Origin of the sequence: Brevibacillus sp. M2.1A (assembly GCF_013284355.2) — a bacterium.
Classification (GTDB): Bacteria; Bacillota; Bacilli; order Brevibacillales; family Brevibacillaceae; genus Brevibacillus.
The window spans coordinates 2,392,639-2,412,411 of the sequence record NZ_JABSUY020000001.1; the positions used below are offsets into that span (position 1 = coordinate 2,392,639).

Consider the following 19,773-nt stretch of genomic DNA (forward strand, 5'->3'; position numbering starts at 1 on the left):
TGGTTAACTCCTTGAAAAAGTTCTGTACACGATCACTTCGTCATACGAAAGAGGAATAATTTCTTCGGCCATGTATCCCCCCACGATTCTTTGCTGGACTTGCGGAGTGCTCGGTACACCGACACTGGAAGAAGCGATGTCCACACGGAGTGTTGTGGCATTCGGATCGAGTGGAATTTCGAGGGCAAAGGTGGGTTTATCAACGGTGTAACTTTTTACGTTGACGCCATTCACGAGCGCAGTCAAAACTATGGGCTTCGGCAATTTTGCAGGGGAGCCAGGGACTTTGCCCTTCAGTAACAACATTTGAGCCGGTGCTGATGGATCTGATTCTACAATCGCACGCAGGACTGGAGGCGCCCACAAGTCCATCCCCCGATTCATGCTTGTAATTCTGGTTGTATTGGATGGAAAGGACTTATAGATCCTCAAGAGGTCGAGTACACCCATGCCTTTGTAGTGTGGAACGTACGATATCCAATGGCTGGGGATAGACGAATAATTTTTCGCAAGTGATCGTAATACTTCAGGTACGCCGACAGAATGCCATTGTGTAGCTGATTTGCAGGTCGTGTGGATTCGGGCGTTTCCTAAGTAGTGAGGCACATAACCGATGGGATAAAATTTGGCGATGCGCATCCACAGGTCGTAATCCATGCAAAATTGCAGCTTTTCATCTACGCCCCCCATATGCCTGAAAACGTGGGTCCTGATGAAAGCGGAAGGCTGGCAAATCACGCAGCTCTGATACAACTTCTTGGAATCAGCCTGTTCTGACGGATAGGTGGAAGATACTTGACCGTACTCGTTCATCACTTGGCAATTGCCGTGAAGCATTCCCCAGCTCGGGTTGTTCGCAAAAGCGTGAACAGCCAGCATGATGGCGCCGGGTACATAGGTGTCGTCTGAATTCAGCCAGCCAATGATTTCCCCTCTTGCCATTGCCAGACCTTTGTTAAGCGCGTGAGACTGTCCGCGATCCGGTTCGGAAATATAACGGAAGCGCGGATCTTTTTGTGCATATTCTTGCAGGATGGAGAGCGTATCGTCAGTCGAGCCTCCATCTACCACGATATGCTCAAGGTTTGCATAATCCTGGGTCAATATGCTATTTATCGTCTCACGAATAAACCGGCCTTGGTTGTAAGAGGGGGTAATGATACTCACTAATGGTTGCTGTGAGTGGGACACGAGATTCACTCCCATCTTTCCATCATAAAAAATGCATGCACTACCTTCAGACTATGAAAAAATGGAAAATCGGGTACACAAGCATCGTCGATCTTGTGCACCCGATTTCAAATTCTCCGGATATTACAGGTAGTCCGGAATGATCCCTGGATTGCGGAATATACGGAGCAACTCCGCGTGACAGTTATGGTCGATTGCGCTACCAGGAATGGCTCTTGCCACGAGGCTGATGCGACCTGCATCGTAATTGTTGATTTTGCCGGAGGGGATGGTCCGAACGGATTCAGGAAGAACTTCAAACAACGTGCCTTTCAGCATCTCCTCAATGCAAAGCACGGATGGCAACCACCAAGTCGTATCGTCCTTATAAATCCGGTTCATTTGTCCAGGAGCTCCGTTGTAGACCATGATGGATTGATTCGTATCCAAAATACAGGCAGTTTCCAACAAGAGGTGCCCGCCGGGTTTAATCACGCTTCGGCATTGCGACAATGTCCACATTGGATCGCGCAGATGATAGAGCAGACCAAGATGCTGGACGATATCAAATTGATTGTGCCGAATTTGATGGGGGAATGGCAGTGGTTCTGTAAAATCGTCCATCAGCAATACCTGTAGCCCCTCCCAAAGTTTATAAGGGCTGGTATTGTACAACGGCAAAACTTTGCTTTGCAGGATGTTCTTGCAAAACTCAAAATTCAAATAGAGTGGCTGCATACAGTCCGTAGCCACGACAAGACTTGCCCCTCTCTGCTCCGCTTCAAAAGCCCACATCCCGTCAAAACTAGCGAGATCAAGGACGCGTTTCCCCGAATATTGGATGTATTCTCGGGATTGTCTCGTCATATTCCATATACCTTCCAGAAGCGAAATCCCGGGTGTGACAATCCCGGGTCGCAGTGCGATTTTATGGTACCATCGTCGTTTGTTGATCTCATCGAGGATTTCCTGATCTGTCCAAAATCTTCCCATCGACATGTCCCCCTTCATTGCAGAGTGCTTGCCCTATACGATATGTTCGGACCATGCTGGGGGAAATGATATAAATGCATTAATTTCGTCCTATTCATGTCTAAAGTTGCTTGGTTACAAGCAGGTTTTCGGAAAAAAGGCATATGCCCGTTTCTCGTTGTCCGTCACCTACATAAAGTATGGGGAGAAAAAGGAGGTGGAAAGAGTATGCCCTTGCCCATCGTGATCATCCATCGCGGGGACGATGATTATCTCACATACAGCTTGCAGCAAGCGAAAAGAAGCAACCCCCATTCGCCCGTCTATCTGATAGGGAATGGAGGGAATAGGAGGCATGCTACGAACGGCATCCTTTACGAGATGATAGACGATTACATGCATGCTGCAGCCGACATGACGAGAGTCTATAAACATATTCATTTCATGCCCTATGAGTACAATTTGTTTTGTTTTCAGAGATGGTTTATTTTGTTGGCGTTTATGGAAAGGCATCAGATTCCGAAATGCTGTTATATCGATACGGATGTCTTGCTGTTTACCGATGTGAACCATCCGCGCTTTGGCAACTTTACGATGGAATTCGTATGGACAAATTTCGTAGATAGGCAGAAGTTGGAGCTATATTGCGAGTTCATGAAATCTCATTTTGCCAATCCGATTGCATTCGCGCAAGTCGTTCAATACACCATGCAAAGAAAGGAACATGTACGATTCAATCAGCCTCTCATTACGGATATGGTGCTGGCCTTGCTATTTCTTGAGCGGTTCAAGGATTACCAAATCACGAATGGCTTGTTTCATGATGGCATAATCGATGGGAATATTCAGCAGGCTACATCAATGGAAAATTTGTACGGCTATAAGAAAGTGTACTCGATAAATGGTGTCTTGTGCTGCAAGGATAAGGCAACGGGGCGATATCTGCCGTTGTTTTCTCTTCATTTTCAAGGATACACGAAGCACTTTATGAGGTTTTTCATGGCTCCCTATCTTCCACAAGCAGGTTCTTACATTTTCGATTATATCTCCAATCGATGGATTCAGTTTTTATAGGCTTCTATCATCCCTCGTGTTATTTGACCATTTTCATTGGATCATAGAGCATCGACTGCGACAAACGCATAAGATGGTGCATACAACCACGATAAACGGATAGAGGTGGCCTGGGTGAAACTGATATTGCTATCGGGTGGTTCAGGGAAAAGGCTGTGGCCGCTCTCCAATGATGTCAGGTCCAAACAGTTCTTGAAGTTGATAGGCAATGCACATGCCCAACCAGAGGCGATGGTTCAACGAGTGTGGAGACAACTGGCCTCCCGCAATTGGTCGGAGCCTGTTTATATTTCAACAGGCCGCTCGCATGTTGATTTGCTTCAAAGCCAACTAGGTGAAGGCGTTCCTTTGATCGTGGAGCCGGAAAAAAGGGATACCTTCCCTGCCATTGCTTTAGCGGTGACCTATTTGTACTCTGCTTTGACAATGGACCCGAATGAAGTCATCACCATCATGCCTGTAGATCCATTCGTTGAGGACCGCTTCATGGACAGGATCAAGGAGTTGGAGAACGTCATCCTCAAATCAGGCGCGAATCTCGCATTAATCGGAGTGAAACCAACGTATCCATCTACCAAATACGGCTACATTGTCCCCCAGTTAGAAGCAGAATCGAATGAGAGTAAAAGGCCACATGCCTATCAAAAAGTAAAAAGCTTCAAAGAAAAGCCGTCCCTTGAGCAAGCGCAGGATTTAGTAGAAAAGAAAGCCCTGTGGAATTGTGGAATTTTTGCTTTTCGATTGGGTTATCTGATTCGCGAATTGGAGCAAAAAGGATTGCCTACTGAATACAACCGCATGCTTGAGCAATATAGCCAAATGCCTGCTATCAGCTTTGATTATGAGATCGTAGAAAAGGCAGAGAAAGTAGTCGTTCTCCCGTATGACGGAGCCTGGAAGGACTTAGGGACGTGGAATACGCTCACGGAAGAAATGAGCGCGAATGCTATCGGTAAGGTTTTGCTAGATGAGAATTGCACCAATACGCACGTTATCAACGAATTGGACATACCTATCGTGTCCATCGGTCTATCGGATATGATCGTGGCGGCGAGCCCGGATGGCATCCTCGTTTCTTCCAAGGAACAAAGCCATATGGTCAAAAATTTGGCTTTGGATTGGACAAAGCGCCCAATGTATGAAGAGCGGCGCTGGGGATGGTATCAGGTTATGCATTTTCAGAAGAATGAAGACGATTTGGAGGTATTAACGAAAAGAATCCATGTATACGCCGGGAAAAATTTGAGCTATCAGTACCACCACCACCGTAGTGAAGTATGGATCATCGTAGAGGGCTGCGGCGAGTTCATTTTGGATGATCTGCTGAGAGAGGTTGGACCAGGTGACGTTTTGCAAATCCCGGTCGGAGCCAAACATGCAATCAAAGCTACGACCGAGCTGGAATTCATCGAGGTACAGATGGGCAGTCAGCTAGTAGAAGAAGATATCGTTCGACTTGGGATGACGTGGTCAGCGATTCTGGAGCAGATAAGGAAGCACGGTGATCGCAATGATTGAACCTGCGTTCTGGCGAGACAAAAAAGTGTTGATCACAGGTCATACAGGCTTCAAAGGCGCATGGCTGTGCTTATGGCTGCATGACTTGGGGGCGAAGGTAACAGGGTATGCGCTTTCGCCTCCAACAAACCCGAGTATTTTTGAGTGTGCCCAAATCAGCTCATTGGTTGATTCCATCATTGATGATGTCAGATCAAAGGAAAGTGTTCAAAAAGCGATCAACCAAGCAGAACCAGATATCATCTTTCACATGGCTGCTCAGCCGTTGGTGCGCCTGTCGTATCAATATCCGGCGGAAACCTACGAAATCAACGTCATGGGTACGGTGAATGTACTCGAAGCGGCGAGAGTGGCTGTTCAGAATGGAATGAAAATCAAAGCGATCATTAATGTTACGACGGATAAGGTTTACGAAAATCGGGAGTGGGTGTGGGGATACCGTGAGCAGGATGTGTTGGGTGGCTATGACCCGTATTCCAACAGCAAGGCATGCTCGGAGCAAGTGACTGCCTCCTATCGCAATGCTTTCTTTCACCCCGACCAGTATGACCAGCATGGCGTAGCCGTTGCTTCAGCGCGAGCAGGCAATGTAATCGGTGGCGGTGATTGGGCTCTTGATCGCTTGATACCGGATTGCCTTCGTGCCTTGATAAAGGGAGAGACAATCACTATCCGAAATCCAAAAGCAATCCGGCCGTGGCAGCATGTCCTGGAGCCCTTGAAGGGGTACTTGATGCTCGCTGAAAAAATGTGGGCGAATGGCAAGGATTACTCTCAGAGCTGGAATTTTGGTCCGAATGAGGAAGATGCCAGATCGGTAGAGTGGATCGTCCATCAATTGTGTGAGCGATGGGGGGCTGGAGCCTGCTTTGAAGCAGAGCGAACCGATCCACAATGGCACGAAGCCCAATATTTAAAGCTGGACTGTTCCAAAGCCAAAAGCGTAATCGGTTGGAAGCCCAACTGGTCGCTCGAACAGACCTTGGACAGTATCATTTCTTGGCAGAAGGCTTATCAACAAAAGCAAGACGTAAGAGAAATTTGTTTGGCCCAAATCGCAGCGTATACAAATAAGGCCCAATGAACAACAGAGGAAGGAGGGCAGCCAATGAAAGTCGTCATCCTGGCAGGAGGGTATGGTACGCGCATTGGAGAAGAAACCCATCTTCGTCCGAAGCCGCTCATTGAGATCGGTGATTGGCCCATCATTTGTCATATCATGTCCATTTATTCCAAGTACGGTTTCCATGATTTCATCATCTGTCTCGGGTACAAAGGCTATATGATCAAGGAGTACTTTGCGCACTACTTCCTCCATCATTCTGATGTGACGTTTGATTTTCGTAATGACAATCAGGTCACTTTTCACAACCACAATGCTGCTCCGTGGCGAGTCACATTGATTGATACGGGGAAAGACACAGGGACAGGTGGAAGGGTGAAGCGCATTCAGAAGTATGTGGGAGAAGAAACATTCATGCTGACGTATGGAGATGGCTTATCCGACATCGATATTGAACAGTTGGTAAATTTTCATCGTACGCATAAAAAACTCGCAACGATCACCACGACTCAACCGCCAGGCAGATTCGGAGCATTGGATATTGCGGAAGGGAATACCGTAACAGGATTCCAGGAGAAGCCAAAGGGGGACGGCGGGTGGATCAATGCTGGTTTTTTTGTCATGGAGCCGGGTGTATTTGATTATATTGCGGGTGATGAGACGGTCTTGGAAAAAGAGCCGTTGGAGGGATTGACCAAGGCGAATCAACTGATGGCCTTCAAACATACCGGTTTTTGGCAGCCAATGGATACGCTTCGAGATAAAAACTACTTGGAAAAACTGTGGAAATCCGGAAAGGCAGCATGGGCAACCAGCCGAATATAAGGAGGAAGCAGGAGTGGGCGGATTAAACGAGAACAGTGAAGAAGTTTTTTCTCCGATCGGATACGGGGACATAACGATCGATTGTGGAGCGAATTATGGGGTTATTTCACAAAAAATGGCGGATAAAGGCGCCCTCGTCTTTGCTTTTGAACCGAATCCATACGTATTTGAGGAATTGAAAAAAAGGGTTGGTTCCTATCCCAATGTCGTATGTATAAACAAAGCGGTATGGCATAAAAACGACAAGCTGCGCTTGCATTTGCATGATCTTTACCATACCGATCCGGCAGGGTCTGCGTATGCCTCTTCTCTTTTGACGAATCATCCTGTTACGAATCCCGATAAGTATGTAGAGGTTGAGGTAATCGATTTGACACAGTTCATCCAGATGCTCAATCGGCCGATCAAATTAATCAAAATAGATATCGAGGGAGCAGAATTTGAACTGTTGGAAAAAATCGTAGAACAAAATTTACACCTGCAAGTAGAAAAAATCGTTGTAGAAAATCATGAATGGCTGATCGAAGGCTTGAAAGCGAAAGCCGATCACTTTCGGAGGGTCATGCAAGAAAAACAAATTCACAACATCGACTTGAACTGGATATAAGAAGAGTGCATAGCAGGTGAAGGGGAGAGATCCCAAATGAAGATACTTGTGACCGGCGCGACAGGCTTTCTCGGAAGCCAGCTCGTAAAAGCGCTGCTATTGGACGGACATACCATCATCCTTTTAAAAAGGAGCACTTCCGATTGCTCGCGTATCCAGGACATACTGCCTGATTTGATTACGTATGATACAGATCGCGGTCAATGGGAAGCTCCTTTTTTCAAGCAGGGGAAAATCGATGCGATCATCCATACGGCAACCTGTTATGGACGCAACAACGAGAGCAATGCCACAATGGTAGATGCCAATGTGACCTTTCCGCTTAAACTGCTGGATATGGCTATGCGCATTGGTACCCCTGTTTTTCTAAATACAGATACGTTTTCCAGTGCGCCCACCCGATTATCCAATCATCTACAACCATATAATTTGACGAAGCGTCAATTTCGAGAATGGGGAAAATGCTTAGCAGATACATCTTCCTTGCAATTCATCAACGTCCGGCTGGAGCATGTGTATGGTCCTTATGACAATACGAATAAGTTTGTCCCTTCTGTCATCAAAAGCTGTCTCGAAAATCAACCAGAACTAAGGCTAACAGAAGGAAAGCAAGCCAGGGACTTTATTTATGTGGAGGATGTCGTTTCTGCCTACCGCGTGCTTTTGGCCCATGCTGCCCGTCTACCCGCAGGCTTTACGGAATACCAGGTAGGGACAGGTACTGCTACCTCGATCCGGGAGTTTGTAGAACTGGTTCATCAGATGACGCATTCTAGGACAGTCCTGAAGTTCGGATCGATTACGTATTCAGATAGGGAAATCATGCATTCACAAGCAGATACCCGATCGCTGCAAGCACTAGGGTGGAAACATCGAGTGAAGCTGGAGGATGGATTGAGAAAGGTAATGGCCACTTTCAAATAGCAACGCAACAAAAAACATGGCGAGCCAACAGCCATGTTTTTATTATGTGCGCTTAATCGAGGAAAGTCTTGTTTGTGCAGAAAAGATCAGCGTGGAAAGGTTTCATTTCGTCTAATAAATGGTTGTAGTTCTTCACTTTTACCACCGTATTGTCCCGCTTGAAAATATAAATATGGGTAAACAATTTCTCCAGCAGTGTGTATAGCACGAGTGGATGTCTGCCGAAGTTTTCCCTGATGCTTTCTGGGTTGAATTCAATGATTACATCCGGGTCCCACTGCTTAAGCGTTCGCATGGCACTTTCCAAGACGACGACCTCCGAGCCTTCCACGTCAATTTTAATGAGGTCGATGCGCGAGATCATATTTTGCTCTACCCAGTCATCCAGCCTGACACATGATATGAATTGCGTGGATTTCCCCACGTCTTCTGGCTCATGCGGGATATAAGACCATCCGCCTCCACGTGGATCGTCATTAAAATGAATGTTCCCGTTGCGGTCCGCTATTCCGAGCTGAAGTGGCTCGACATTGGTGATGTGATTCTCGGCCAGGTTCCGCAGGAGATAAGGATAATTGGCATCGGAGGGTTCGAATGCGTACACCCTGCCTAGAGGTGCGAGATAGCTCAGGGCGAGCGAGATCGGACCGATGTTTGCTCCGATGTCTAGGCAAACATGGTCAGGTTGTACGATTTTTTTCAGAGGAAGGATAACGTAGTCTTCATAATATCCTTTGTAATACTCCATAAAGTACAGGACGCTTTGATCGGAGTCGTCCCCATAGACGGTAAAGGTTCGATTGTCAAACGGCAGGTGAAAGTCAACTTTCTTCATCGAATTTGTTGCTCCTTCAAGTGGATTGTAGATCATGATGATGTCATTTCCTACGACAAATAGGAGGTCAGGACGAAGAGAATGAACGAATTCTCGTAGTTCCTGGATAGTGGGATAATCTTTCAACAATGGATTGGGACCAATAAAGCAGCGAGCATCATCAATCAAAATGACGTGATTTTGAACAGAATGCTGCAGAATGGCAGCTAACTCATGCAAGATAGGGGTGTCCAGGTCTCCCTTGGCTGCCTCCGTTGAGCGCGGGATGTAATGACCGTCCAGCCAAAACAGGCAGGGTGTTGTAACAGAGTGCATCAGGTTGGTCAATACTTCTCCACTGTCACCGTGGAGGATATGGATGTGGCTGTCACCTGAGAATCTCTCTTTTGCCGCTATAAACAATGCTTCATCCAGCTCAATGGAAACGAGCAGGTCGAAATGGTTTTTCATCGCTTCCAACATGTCGCCCTTAAACGTGCCTGTCTCGATCAAGGTGCGGATGCCCATCGTTTTCGCTATATGCTTGATCTTCGACTTTTTCAAATCGTTTGTCGGTGCTTCCAACAGCCAAAAATCCCAAGTTTCTTGTTCTGTTAACGGAAACGGGATTCGGCGCTCCTTCCTCCACGTCTCCCGAATTTGCTGCATGCGAGACATACAAAGATGACCTCCTTTCAATGACATTAGCGTGCGACGGAAGAAAAGACAGCCAATGTTTCGCGTGCGCATTTCTCCCACGAAAAATGCTTGGCTTGATGGATGCCTTTGGCAACCAGGTCTGCTCTTGCCTCAGGTGTCAAATAAAGATGGGCGAGCTTCACCGCGATATCATCGGAAATATTCGGATCGAAGGTGAGAGCAGCGTCACCCACCACCTCAGGAATGCTCCCTGCATTGGAGCATACGATGGGAATGTTGGACTTCATGGCCTCTACCAGCGGAATGCCAAAGCCTTCGAAGAGGGAAGGGAAGCAAAGGAACTGAGCATTCCGATACAAGTAAGGCATCTCTTCCTGCGGTACGTAATGGAGCCATTTGACTTGGTCCCACAGCTGGTTATTTGTGATGTAATTCATGACGTTTTGATGGGCCTCTTGAGCAAAACCGGTGAAAACCATGGGAATTCGTATTTGGTGTTTATCCCGCAAAGTGACAAGTGCTTTGAATACATTCAGGTGATTTTTGTGGTGCCATGTATTCGCAGGGAAAAAGCCGTATTCGCTGGGCAACTTATACTTTTGTATGACCTGTTGGTTGAGTGCCTCATTATGCGGCAAGGAAAATTCCCGCGAGGCATCCAGGTGGATTGCGTGTACTTTATGCGGAGGAAGCCCGAATTTTTGGAGGATTGTTTGCTTGGAAAACTCCGACAGCGTCAGCACGGCACTGCAACGCTCTGCAGACGATTTGTAGTTGTCCAGTCGCCAGCGCAAGGAATGAGCATCGAAAAACTCCGGGTAATACTCGTGCTGGATATCTGGAATGTTGATCACAGAAGGGATTGTGACATCGGTTGGATTTAAGACGAGTAGCGGACAAAACCACAAATTCAACTGCAGGGAGTTAATCCAGTAATGAAGCATCGCGTGTGCATTACCATGGTCGGGGACCATGAATTTGCGCACATTTTTTTGCGCCTCGAAGGTATGGAAGTTGTGTGAGGATAAAAAAAGAAACCACTGATGACCGTCCCCAGCATTCATCGAGTAGGCCAGCAAGTTCCTGACATACTGTTCCATCCCGCCGATTTTGCCAGGAATCACTGACATCAGGTTTATTCCGACTCTCATGTTGGGATCCTCCCTTGCACGTGAGGATGTGCCATGTACCATGCGATCGTTTTCTCCAATCCAGCGAGTAAAGACGTTTGAGCCACGAAGCCGAACCGTTCTTTTGCTTTGGTTATATCTAAAAGGCGGCGCGGTTGTCCGTCTGGCTTGGTATTATCCCATTCGATCTCTCCCTGGAAGCCGCTTAGCTGTTTAATTGTTTCTGCTAAGCTTTTGATGGAGATTTCATGACCAGAACCGATATTGACCGGTTCAGATTGATCATAGCTCACAGTTGCAGCGATAATCGCCTGTGCAGCATCTTCGACATATATGAACTCGCGTGTGACGCTGCCTGTTCCCCAGAGAACGATCTTCTTCTCGTCATTGCGAATTGCATCCACACATTTTCGAATGATGGCAGGGATGACGTGTGAGGTTTCCAAATCAAAATTGTCGCCCGGGCCGTACAAATTGACAGGAAGCAAATAAATGGAATTGAACCCGTATTGCTCGCGATAGGCTTGCGATTGCACCAGCATCATTTTCTTGGCTAAGCCATACGGAGCATTGGTTTCTTCAGGATAGCCATTCCATATATCTTCTTCCTTAAACGGTACGGGCGCATGTTTCGGATAGGAGCAAATGGTTCCGATGGCTACGAATTTTTCAATACCGAATAAGCGGGATTGCTCCATGAGCTGAGTCCCCATGATCAAATTATCGTAAAAGTATTTACCGGGATTTTTTTGATTCGCGCCAATTCCGCCGACCACGGCAGCCAAGTGAAGAATGATATCGGGACGGAAATCTTGCAACATCCTATTCACATCATGTTCTTTGCGAAGATCGTATTCATGGCTTCTAGGGATGAAGATGTCCGTACAGTCCAGCTTGCGCAATTGATGAACGACGTGGCTTCCTAGAAATCCTGATCCACCAGTCACCACAATCCGTTTTTTCGCCAGATTCAATTCGTGTCAACCTGCCTTTCTCGTCCGCATTCAAATTCGAGGCGAAGGGACTCTGCGATTTACCCAATTTTCGATATGGGCCTTGCCTTTGGTAAATTCCTGATAAAATTGGTACTCCTCATAGGAAAGCGGGAGGACTTCTTCCAGATGGTAGCTAACAGATCGTTTGACTTCAGGATTGTTGGGGTGGCTCTGAAGGATCTGTTGGCTGCAAAAAATACTCACTTCACATCGCTGTCCCTCGGAGGCAATGGGAATCGCGACTTGAAAACGCTCCTGGGTAACTTGGAATTTGTGTACGAGTTTCCCATTCCTCATGACATGAAAATGCAGGAGAGGGGCGGTATTTTGGTTGCTTCCTTTGAAAAGCAAAGCGTGCATCGGTCCATGGCTGGCTTCGATGGTCATTCTCAGGTTTTGGGGAGCCCATGCGTCCGGGTAGCGGTTAGATGCAATGATTTGGGGAGAGGGTCCGAATGCATGATACGCTTTCAGCTTGTTTAGAAACCAAAATGCTCCTTGCTTGTAATGCTTCTGCGTGTAGTGATAGAGCCATTCATTCGAGATGGTGCCATGATGCTTCACGCTTGTTTTCAAAATTTCGGAAAATCCTGGCTCCAATTCATAGACAAACGTTTTGCATGCATCATATAAGCGTGAGTTAGCCAAGAATTCCGGTATCGTCCCAATCGGATAATGCAGGGAAATCCGGTTCCACAAATCGTAATCCATGCACCAGTCATGTTCTTCATTTACACCACCAACTGCTTCAAAGGCATGCTTGCGCAGGAAAGCAGCGGGTTGGCAAATGAGGTTGAAATTAAACAATTTTTTTCTGTCAAACTCTACCCAAATGTACGGATACTTAACTTTGTCGTTCTCATCAATGTGGAGCCCTTTTCCGTAAACAACGCCCCAATCGGGATTTTGCTGCAAGGCAGTCACTGCTTTTCGAATGGCACCGGGAAAATACGTATCATCCGAATTGAGCCAACCGATAATCTCGCCTCGTGCCATTTGTAATCCTTTATTGACGGCATGGGATTGGCCGCGATCTGGCTCGGAAACGAAGCGGAAGCGGTCCCCAAGATGGCTGTATTGCTGCAAAATATTCTGCGTACCGTCAGTTGAAGCGCCATCGACCACAATATGCTCAATATGGGGATAGTCCTGTGTTAGTACACTATCGATCGTTCGTTTGATAAATTTTGCCTGATTGTACGAAGGGGTGATGACACTTACGAGAGGAAGGGATTGCATGGACATAAGAAGTTCCCTCCTGATTTTTTCTACTCATCCACTCGACGTTTTTAAGAGCTGTTAGGCTTGCGTAGCACTGAGCGCCAGTAATTCAATACATCTTCCATCGTTTTCTGGAACGAGATCTCGGGCTCCCATCCCGTCTTTTCTCGAAACAAAGAAGAGTCTCCCAATACAATGTCTACATCAGAGGGGCGCAACCGATTGGTGTCTACATGTATTTCTACCTGCACATCAGTCAGAGCGAGCAGCGTCTTCAACATGTCCTCGATGGTATAGCGAGTACCTGCGGATATATTGTAGACATCACCTGGCTCACCTCGCGTAATCGCCAACCAATACGCCTTGACAATATCCCGTACATCCGTGAAGTCGCGAATGGCCCCAAGATTGCCGACATGTACTTTTGGCTCTTGCAGGCCAAGCTCAATCTGGGCAATTTGTTTGGCAAAATTAGAGGTTACATAGCTTTCGCCTCTTCTCGGACCTGTATGGTGAAAGGTACGTGTACGGATGATCGCCAGACCGTAACTGTGATGATATTGATACCCGAGGTAATCCTGGGCAATTTTACTGACCGCGTACGGATTGAGAGGACGGAGGGGATTGGTCTCCTTAATAGGGATTTCCTCCGGATAAACCAAACCGTATTCCTCACTGGAGCAAGCGATTTGAATTTTGCAAGCAACAGCATGGTTGCGTACCGCCTCGAACAAATTTAACTGTGGGACAATATTGTTTACCATCGTATCTGCGGGAGACGACACCGAGGTGGGGACAAAGCTTTGAGCAGCCAGGTGAAAAATGAGATCGGGCTTTATTCTCTGGATGAGTTCATTTACAGATTGGGGATCTCTTAATTCACAGTTTTCCATATGCACGCGGTCCATCAGGTGCCCCAGCTGCTCTTTTTTGGTAAGGGACCGGAATGTGCCGTAAACATCTACATCTCCCCGCGACAGTAGATACTCAGCCAAGTGACTGCCGGCAAATCCCGTTACTCCGGTAATCAATGCCTTCATGAGTCGAATCCCCCCTGTCTATGATGCTCATAGCGAAGGATGAACAGCTTAACATATTATGAATATGGAAAAACGTGAAAAAATGGCACGGCGCACAGCTCGTTTCCAAAGGGAAATTTATAGGGATCAGGGTTCGGCTCGCACCCATTTGCAGGTTGGATAGTCGAAATACATGAAATCATCTGTGTTCGGGATGTCCTGTGAGCGAAAGTAGGGGATATATGCTTTTGCATGTCCTTGAAAATGTAAGGAATGAGCGCTAAGGTAGTCAGTCGTCCCGGTTATTTTGCAATAGAGTGCGCCATTCTTTTGATAAATCTGCTTCTTCCCATCTTGGCTGTCAGCCTGCGGGCAGGATGGGGCAAAAGGACAGTTGAGATTATGATCAAAAAAGCCGTTGGCAACGATCCCATACGTAGCTTTACGGCGAAGCGCGTAATTGTGAAACAGAATAAACAACACCATGTCAGAAATGGGAGCATCTCCGATTTCTTTTGCGAATTGAAGCAGAGTCTGATAGTGAAGAGGGTCGCGAAAGAATTTGGTCGCGTAATCGCAAAATTGATTGAGTTTTTCCAGGTCGCATACGGTCGTCCAGGTATACTCAAATGTAAAGTCATCGAAATCCTCATTGTCTCGGATGTTGATATCGGTGTATAGCATTACGTCCGAGTCCAGGTAACAACAACGTTCTATCCCTTGACTCCTCATAAAATCGCGTAAAATAAACCAGCGTTGGAAACAAAACAGATTGTATTCGTAGGTGTTGGAAGTGGAGTGCTTGTAAACATTAGAGAAAGCTTGGGCGCTTTGGTAGAAATGACTCAACAGGAAGTGCTCTGTATTTTCTGTAGAAAGATACTTGTTTTCTGGGCTTCCGATAAGAATGACACGAGAAGAGGGGTTGCTGTATTTCGCCTGTTGTATGCATAATCCTACATGATCTTCTGCCGTTCTGTGAATAAACACGATGGGCAAGCTCACAATTATACATCTCCTCTGTCTGACAAAATGCCTGATAGGCTCCTATTGATAAACTTTATCCTAATATATTGTCCCGAGGAGGGCCTTGAAACGGCTGGCGCCTCTTACGTGGAACATTTTGTATGAGATGCGTGCAAATAGCCTGTTTTGCAGCCTGTTCATTGAATGACCAATCGTATCCGCAAAAAGATAAATAAGATACGTAAAGACGGACGTTGTAAATGGAGGCATGGGGAGAATGAATGTGTTAAACCGATATGAAAAGCGAGTGTATTCCCAAAATGGAGAAGACGGCATCATTGAAGAAATATTTTCGCGAATCGGAACTACGAATCGCTATTGTGTAGAGTTTGGAGTGGGAGATGGCTCGGAATGCTTGATAAAAAATCTCGTCACGCAGCATGGATGGAGCGGATTGGCAATGGAAGGCGACCTGAACAGTTGCAATAAAATGTCTGCCGATTATGTTGCCTATCCCCAGCTCATCATCAAGAATGAGTTGATCACGAGAGAAAATATTGCCCAGTTATTCGCAGACAATGGTGTTCCCAAGGAATTTGATCTGCTCTCCATCGACATTGACGGCAATGATTACTGGGTATGGCAAGCTCTTTTTGCGTACAGCCCGCGACTCATTGTCATTGAATACAATGCGGCTTACCCTCCTCCACAAAAAATGGTGATTGCGTATCAGGCTGATTTTAAATGGGGTGGCACTAGCTACTTTGGTGCGAGCTTGAGTTCCTTGGCTATATTGGGAAGAAGATTGGGGTACGCATTGGTGGGAACAGATTCAAAGGGCGTCAACGCTTTTTTCCTGAGACGAGACCTGCTTCACCAATCGGGTTTCCCTGAATTAACACCAGAGCAGGCTTATCATGCTCCTCGGTACGGAGCAAACGAGGGGGGACATCCTCATCAGTCCGGTCCTTATTTGGAAATCTAGTCCTTACTAGAAACCGAGCATTTGCAAGACAGCTTGCTTCAAGGTGAAGAGCCTTTCTTGGCTATCCTTACTACTCGTTCCTTTCACGCCTAAATAGACTTTGATTTTGGGCTCCGTACCTGAGGGTCTGACACAAAACCACGAATGATCGTGGAAAAAGTATTTGATGGTATCTGATACAGGCAAGGTGAGCGGTGTGGTTGTACCTGTTTGACAATCTGTGCGGATTCGGTTGGCATAATCTTCGATGGCTATGACGGGGTGGGAGGCGATTTGGGAAAGGGGCTGATTGCGCAGGGAAGACATCGTTGCCGATATTTTTTGCATGCCATCTCCTCCTTTGCACGTGAAAGAAATCAGCTCTTCCGCATAATGACCGTAACGGTTGAATAAGTCACTCAGTGTGGCAGCGAGGCTTTTGTCCTGAGATTTGTAATACGCGCACATGTCAGCAAGCAACAAAGCTGTTTGTACGGCATCCTTATCACGGACAAAATCGCCGATTAAGTATCCGTAGCTTTCTTCGTAACCAAATTGGAAGACGTACGCTCCACTCTTTTCGTAGGCATCGATTTTTTCGCCAATATATTTGAAGCCTGTCAAAGTGTCTTCTGTTGATATGCCGAAGTCTGTCGCGATGGCCCTGCCCATTTCAGATGTGACGATCGTTTTCAATACGATGCCGTTTTTGGGGAGCTTCCCCTTTTTTTGTTTGGTTTCCAGCAGGTAATGAAGAAGCAAGGCTCCCAACTGATTCCCGGTCAGGACGCTGTAGTCTCCTGCCTGATTTTTGACGAGCACGCCGAGACGATCTCCATCAGGGTCCGTCCCCATGATCATGTCGGCATCGACTTGTTCGGCGTACGAAATCGCTAATCGAAAGGCCTCAGGCTCTTCGGGATTAGGCGAGTCTACCGTCGAAAAGTTAGGATCGGGGACAGCTTGCTCTGGAACGACACTTACTTGTGTATACCCGAACAATTTCAATCCACGCGTGATGGAGTCATGCGTCGTGCCGTGCAGGGGAGTAAAGACAATCTTCACTTGCTCCCGGATGGCAGGAGATAAGTCTGGATGGACGCGCAATTGCTTTACTTTTTCCAAATACGTATCTAAGAGAGAATCGTCAATGTAGTTTAGCAGTCCATTTTTGCACAGCTCTTGCTCATCTGCTGGAGTGATTTCGAGTTCATTTCCGGCTGCAACGATATGGTCCATCAGTCGTTCGGCTGTGGCGAGCGTAATTTGTCCCCCGTCTGCGCCATAAATTTTGTAGCCATTATATTCGGGCGGGTTATGGCTTGCTGTAATGACAATGCCAGCACACGCACAAAAGTGACGGACAGCAAAGGAAAGCAGAGGGGTAGGAGTCAGCTGATTGAATATACATGTAGTAATCCCGTACTGACCGAGAACTTTGGCGGTTTCCTTGGCAAACAACGGTGAGTGTTTCCGTGAATCATAGGCAATGACGACTTTTTTGACGGCCAGATCCGGATATGTTTCGCGCAAATAAAGAGCCAGCCCCGCGCTTGCTTTGCGAATCGTGTATAGGTTGATGCGGTTTATTCCCGGCTCCATGACCCCACGCATGCCTCCGGTTCCAAATGCAATCGGGGCAGAGAAGCAATCCGCAAGCTGCTTTTCATCAGCGTGCATGGCGGTCAACTGCTGACGAAGCTCTGAATCGAGGGATTCACACTCGTTCCAGCGTGTGTAGTGTGTGTACCAGTTTGCATTCATATAGAATTCACTCCCGCGTGTAGAGTACGACATCATTTACTAGGGTATTAACAGAATGGTAAGTGGTGAGTGGATGTGATGAAGACGGGAGGATGTGAGTCTAACATGAAGGTGGATTGGCTGATCGTCGGAGCTGGGTTTACAGGTGCTACACTCGCAGAGCGGATTGCCAATCAGCTTGATCAGAAAGTGTTGGTGGTAGAGGGGCGCAATCATATCGGAGGAAATGCTTATGATTGCTATGATGAGCAGGGGGTACTGATTCACAAATACGGTTCGCACACCTTTCATACGAATTCCAAGCTGGTTTGGGACTATTTGTCGCGTTTTACCCAGTGGCGGCCGTACTTCCATGAGGTGCGTGCCTATGTCGATGGCATAAAAATACCGCTGCCTTTCAATCTAAATGCATTGTCCGCATTGTTTTCCCCGCAATATGCACAGAAATTGGAGAGCTTGCTGATCCGTCAATATGGATTCGGGGCGAAGATTCCGATTCTGAAGCTTCGGGAAAGTACGCATGAAGAGCTTGGCTTTTTGGCTGAGTTCATTTATCAAAAAGTATTTCATCGGTATACCATCAAGCAATGGGATTTGAAGCCGGAGGAGCTGGATCCGTCTGTTTCCGCAAGGGTTCCTGTGTATGTCAGCAGAGACAATCGGTTTTTTCAGGACACGTATCAAGGAATTCCGTTGTATGGCTTTACAGCAATGTTTCATCGCATGCTCGACCATCCGAATATCAAGGTGCTCCTCAATACGGACTATCAAGAAATCGCGGATGAAATTAGGTATAAACGTATGATTTACACAGGCCCGATCGATTCCTTTTTTGGCCATAAGCATGGACAATTGCCTTATCGAAGCCTACGCTTTCATTTTGAAACGCATCAAAAGGCATGGTACCAAGAAGTGGGGACGGTCAATTATCCCAATGAGTATGATTTCACCAGAATCCTCGAACAAAAGCACCTCACAGGTCAAGTCGTTCCTCACACAACCATATCCTTCGTATATCCACAGCCGTATTCACCTGGCAAAAACGAGCCATATTATCCAATTCCTCGCAAGGAAAACAGCCAGCGGTTCAGCCTCTATAAACAAGAAGCGGAGCAAATACGCGATCGGGTGCTTTTTGCGGGCAGACTTGCGGACTATCAATACTACAACATGGATCAAGCAGTGGCGCGGGCATTGACCTTGTTTAAGCAGATTGTCGCAGAATAGTTAGGAAGGCTTCTTTTTTGGAATAAGCTTGCTCACATAGATCCAGCCCTCGGGTGTGTACACAAAAACAGGCTCGTACTCGTCTCCCCACAGTTTCAAGATTTTCGTTAGAATGTACTTTCTTGCTTTTGTCCATTGCGGCCAGTTTTTTATGTGGGAATTGTTGCTCTCGTGAATCAAATAATGATAGAGGTTCGCATCGACCCAGTGAATATTACCTGTTCCGATCAATTTTAATAACATGTACTTGTCATGAGAAAACCTTCCCTGCATTGGATCGTCACATTCAAATCCGCCGACATCACGAACCGCTTGTGTCCGATAAAAACGAGGCCAGACCATCGGAGCTTCCAGGTAATCATACTTATCTTCATAGATCGGAGGCCGCATGATTTCGGATAGTTCACGGGTGTCACCCACTTCCCTCCAAAAAACGGTGTTGGAGAACACGACGTTCGTGGTTTCGGGCTGGCGCTCCATCTCATCCAACAAAATTTCTAAGGTTTTTCCGTCGAACCAGTCGTCCGAGTCAAGTGAGACAAAATAGGGCGTATCAATTCGTTCCAGAGCAGCAGCCATTGTTTTGCCGATCCCTGAATTTTCAGGGAGAAGTACGTAGTGAATGCGGGGATCACCGAGGTACTTTTCGACGATGGCCTGTGTGTGATCAGTAGAGGCGTCATCTACAATGAGGAGCTTCCAATCCTTGTGCGTTTGGTTCAACACACTTTCGATGGCTGCGGGGAGATACTTCGCCCGATTATAGGTTGGAATTACGACAGTAATGAGCGACATGGGGGTCGAAACACCTCTTTTGGTCATTTTGAAATATCTGCCGGCTGCCTACCTCCTTATTGAAT

18 protein-coding genes are annotated in these 19,773 nt (G+C 46.8%); 8 read left to right on the plus strand and 10 right to left on the minus strand.

Annotation, left to right across the window (positions count from 1 at the left end):
• Nucleotides 1-3 precede the first annotated feature (3 nt).
• Both HP567_RS11715 and HP567_RS11720 read right to left on the minus strand, forming a co-directional pair.
• The gene (locus HP567_RS11715; RefSeq protein ID WP_173608556.1) at nucleotides 4-1,191 is read right to left on the minus strand and encodes a glycosyltransferase family 2 protein; all 1,188 of its coding nucleotides are present in this window, start codon (nucleotides 1,189-1,191) and stop codon (nucleotides 4-6) included.
• A 123-nt stretch (nucleotides 1,192-1,314) separates the two neighbouring features.
• On the minus strand, nucleotides 1,315-2,163 hold the full coding sequence (locus tag HP567_RS11720; protein WP_173608555.1) for a DUF1698 domain-containing protein: 849 nt from the start codon (nucleotides 2,161-2,163) through the stop codon (nucleotides 1,315-1,317).
• 207 nt (nucleotides 2,164-2,370) lie between these two features.
• Between HP567_RS11720 and HP567_RS11725 the strand changes: the two genes are divergently transcribed.
• The 6 genes from HP567_RS11725 to HP567_RS11750 all read left to right on the plus strand — a co-directional run bounded on the left by HP567_RS11725 (nucleotide 2,371) and on the right by HP567_RS11750 (nucleotide 8,153).
• Entirely contained in the window at nucleotides 2,371-3,216 is an 846-nt protein-coding gene (locus tag HP567_RS11725; protein ID WP_173608554.1) for a hypothetical protein, read from the plus strand.
• Nucleotides 3,217-3,330: 114 nt separating this feature from the next.
• A complete protein-coding gene (locus tag HP567_RS11730; RefSeq protein WP_173608553.1) occupies nucleotides 3,331-4,734 on the plus strand; it encodes a sugar phosphate nucleotidyltransferase in 1,404 nt (467 codons plus the stop codon).
• Nucleotides 4,727-5,818 (plus strand): CDP-glucose 4,6-dehydratase, encoded by a 1,092-nt coding sequence (rfbG, locus tag HP567_RS11735; protein WP_173609127.1) that lies wholly within the window; start codon nucleotides 4,727-4,729, stop codon nucleotides 5,816-5,818. Before HP567_RS11730 ends, rfbG begins: the two co-directional genes overlap by 8 nt.
• A 24-nt stretch (nucleotides 5,819-5,842) precedes the next feature.
• The gene (rfbF, locus tag HP567_RS11740; RefSeq protein WP_173608552.1) at nucleotides 5,843-6,622 is read left to right on the plus strand and encodes a glucose-1-phosphate cytidylyltransferase; all 780 of its coding nucleotides are present in this window, start codon (nucleotides 5,843-5,845) and stop codon (nucleotides 6,620-6,622) included.
• A 13-nt stretch (nucleotides 6,623-6,635) separates the two neighbouring features.
• A complete protein-coding gene (locus tag HP567_RS11745) occupies nucleotides 6,636-7,229 on the plus strand; it encodes an FkbM family methyltransferase (protein WP_173608551.1) in 594 nt (197 codons plus the stop codon).
• Between the two features lie 36 nt (nucleotides 7,230-7,265).
• Nucleotides 7,266-8,153, plus strand: a complete 888-nt coding sequence (locus HP567_RS11750) for an NAD-dependent epimerase/dehydratase family protein (RefSeq protein WP_173608550.1) — start codon at nucleotides 7,266-7,268, stop codon at nucleotides 8,151-8,153.
• A 52-nt stretch (nucleotides 8,154-8,205) separates the two neighbouring features.
• On the opposite strand, the gene HP567_RS11755 is transcribed toward HP567_RS11750, so the two are convergent.
• The 6 genes from HP567_RS11755 to HP567_RS11780 form a co-directional block, all read right to left on the minus strand.
• The gene (locus HP567_RS11755) at nucleotides 8,206-9,645 is read right to left on the minus strand and encodes an FkbM family methyltransferase (protein ID WP_173608549.1); all 1,440 of its coding nucleotides are present in this window, start codon (nucleotides 9,643-9,645) and stop codon (nucleotides 8,206-8,208) included.
• A gap of 26 nt (nucleotides 9,646-9,671) precedes the next feature.
• Nucleotides 9,672-10,778, minus strand: a complete 1,107-nt coding sequence (locus tag HP567_RS11760) for a glycosyltransferase family 4 protein (RefSeq protein WP_173608548.1) — start codon at nucleotides 10,776-10,778, stop codon at nucleotides 9,672-9,674.
• Nucleotides 10,775-11,731, minus strand: a complete 957-nt coding sequence (locus HP567_RS11765) for a GDP-L-fucose synthase family protein (protein WP_173608547.1) — start codon at nucleotides 11,729-11,731, stop codon at nucleotides 10,775-10,777. Before HP567_RS11765 ends, HP567_RS11760 begins: the two co-directional genes overlap by 4 nt.
• Nucleotides 11,732-11,761: 30 nt before the next feature.
• Nucleotides 11,762-12,997: a glycosyltransferase family 2 protein gene (locus tag HP567_RS11770; protein ID WP_173608546.1), complete on the minus strand. Its 1,236-nt coding sequence runs from the start codon at nucleotides 12,995-12,997 to the stop codon at nucleotides 11,762-11,764.
• A 44-nt stretch (nucleotides 12,998-13,041) separates the two neighbouring features.
• Nucleotides 13,042-14,013 (minus strand): GDP-mannose 4,6-dehydratase, encoded by a 972-nt coding sequence (locus tag HP567_RS11775; protein ID WP_173608545.1) that lies wholly within the window; start codon nucleotides 14,011-14,013, stop codon nucleotides 13,042-13,044.
• Between the two features lie 126 nt (nucleotides 14,014-14,139).
• Complete coding sequence (locus HP567_RS11780; protein WP_173608544.1) at nucleotides 14,140-14,997, minus strand: hypothetical protein; 858 nt, start codon at nucleotides 14,995-14,997, stop codon at nucleotides 14,140-14,142.
• A gap of 238 nt (nucleotides 14,998-15,235) precedes the next feature.
• On the opposite strand from HP567_RS11780, the gene HP567_RS11785 reads away from it, so the two are divergent.
• The gene (locus HP567_RS11785; protein WP_173608543.1) at nucleotides 15,236-15,943 is read left to right on the plus strand and encodes a hypothetical protein; all 708 of its coding nucleotides are present in this window, start codon (nucleotides 15,236-15,238) and stop codon (nucleotides 15,941-15,943) included.
• 6 nt (nucleotides 15,944-15,949) lie between these two features.
• Here HP567_RS11785 and HP567_RS11790 read toward each other — a convergent pair whose 3' ends face one another.
• Nucleotides 15,950-17,686: a phospho-sugar mutase gene (locus tag HP567_RS11790; RefSeq protein WP_173608542.1), complete on the minus strand. Its 1,737-nt coding sequence runs from the start codon at nucleotides 17,684-17,686 to the stop codon at nucleotides 15,950-15,952.
• Between the two features lie 105 nt (nucleotides 17,687-17,791).
• Here HP567_RS11790 and glf point away from each other — a divergent pair, with 105 nt between their 5' ends.
• A complete protein-coding gene (glf, locus tag HP567_RS11795; RefSeq protein ID WP_173608541.1) occupies nucleotides 17,792-18,913 on the plus strand; it encodes a UDP-galactopyranose mutase in 1,122 nt (373 codons plus the stop codon).
• Here the strand turns inward: glf and HP567_RS11800 are convergent, their stop codons facing one another.
• Nucleotides 18,914-19,708 (minus strand): glycosyltransferase family 2 protein, encoded by a 795-nt coding sequence (locus HP567_RS11800; protein ID WP_173608540.1) that lies wholly within the window; start codon nucleotides 19,706-19,708, stop codon nucleotides 18,914-18,916.
• Between the last annotated feature and the right edge of the window lie 65 nt (nucleotides 19,709-19,773).

Bases quoted from the DNA above. Each gene is read 5' to 3' on its own strand.
- rfbF (WP_173608552.1), top strand. From the start codon at position 5,843: ATGAAAGTCGTCATCCTGGCAGGAGGGTATGGTACGCGCATTGGAGAA.
- HP567_RS11800 (WP_173608540.1), bottom strand. From the start codon at position 19,708: ATGTCGCTCATTACTGTCGTAATTCCAACCTATAATCGGGCGAAGTAT.
- HP567_RS11725 (WP_173608554.1), top strand. From the start codon at position 2,371: ATGCCCTTGCCCATCGTGATCATCCATCGCGGGGACGATGATTATCTC.
- HP567_RS11760 (WP_173608548.1), bottom strand. From the start codon at position 10,778: ATGAGAGTCGGAATAAACCTGATGTCAGTGATTCCTGGCAAAATCGGC.
- HP567_RS11785 (WP_173608543.1), top strand. From the start codon at position 15,236: ATGAATGTGTTAAACCGATATGAAAAGCGAGTGTATTCCCAAAATGGA.
- glf (WP_173608541.1), top strand. From the start codon at position 17,792: ATGAAGGTGGATTGGCTGATCGTCGGAGCTGGGTTTACAGGTGCTACA.
- HP567_RS11770 (WP_173608546.1), bottom strand. From the start codon at position 12,997: ATGTCCATGCAATCCCTTCCTCTCGTAAGTGTCATCACCCCTTCGTAC.
- rfbG (WP_173609127.1), top strand. From the start codon at position 4,727: ATGATTGAACCTGCGTTCTGGCGAGACAAAAAAGTGTTGATCACAGGT.
- HP567_RS11775 (WP_173608545.1), bottom strand. From the start codon at position 14,013: ATGAAGGCATTGATTACCGGAGTAACGGGATTTGCCGGCAGTCACTTG.
- HP567_RS11755 (WP_173608549.1), bottom strand. From the start codon at position 9,645: ATGTCTCGCATGCAGCAAATTCGGGAGACGTGGAGGAAGGAGCGCCGA.
- HP567_RS11790 (WP_173608542.1), bottom strand. From the start codon at position 17,686: ATGAATGCAAACTGGTACACACACTACACACGCTGGAACGAGTGTGAA.
- HP567_RS11750 (WP_173608550.1), top strand. From the start codon at position 7,266: ATGAAGATACTTGTGACCGGCGCGACAGGCTTTCTCGGAAGCCAGCTC.
- HP567_RS11720 (WP_173608555.1), bottom strand. From the start codon at position 2,163: ATGGGAAGATTTTGGACAGATCAGGAAATCCTCGATGAGATCAACAAA.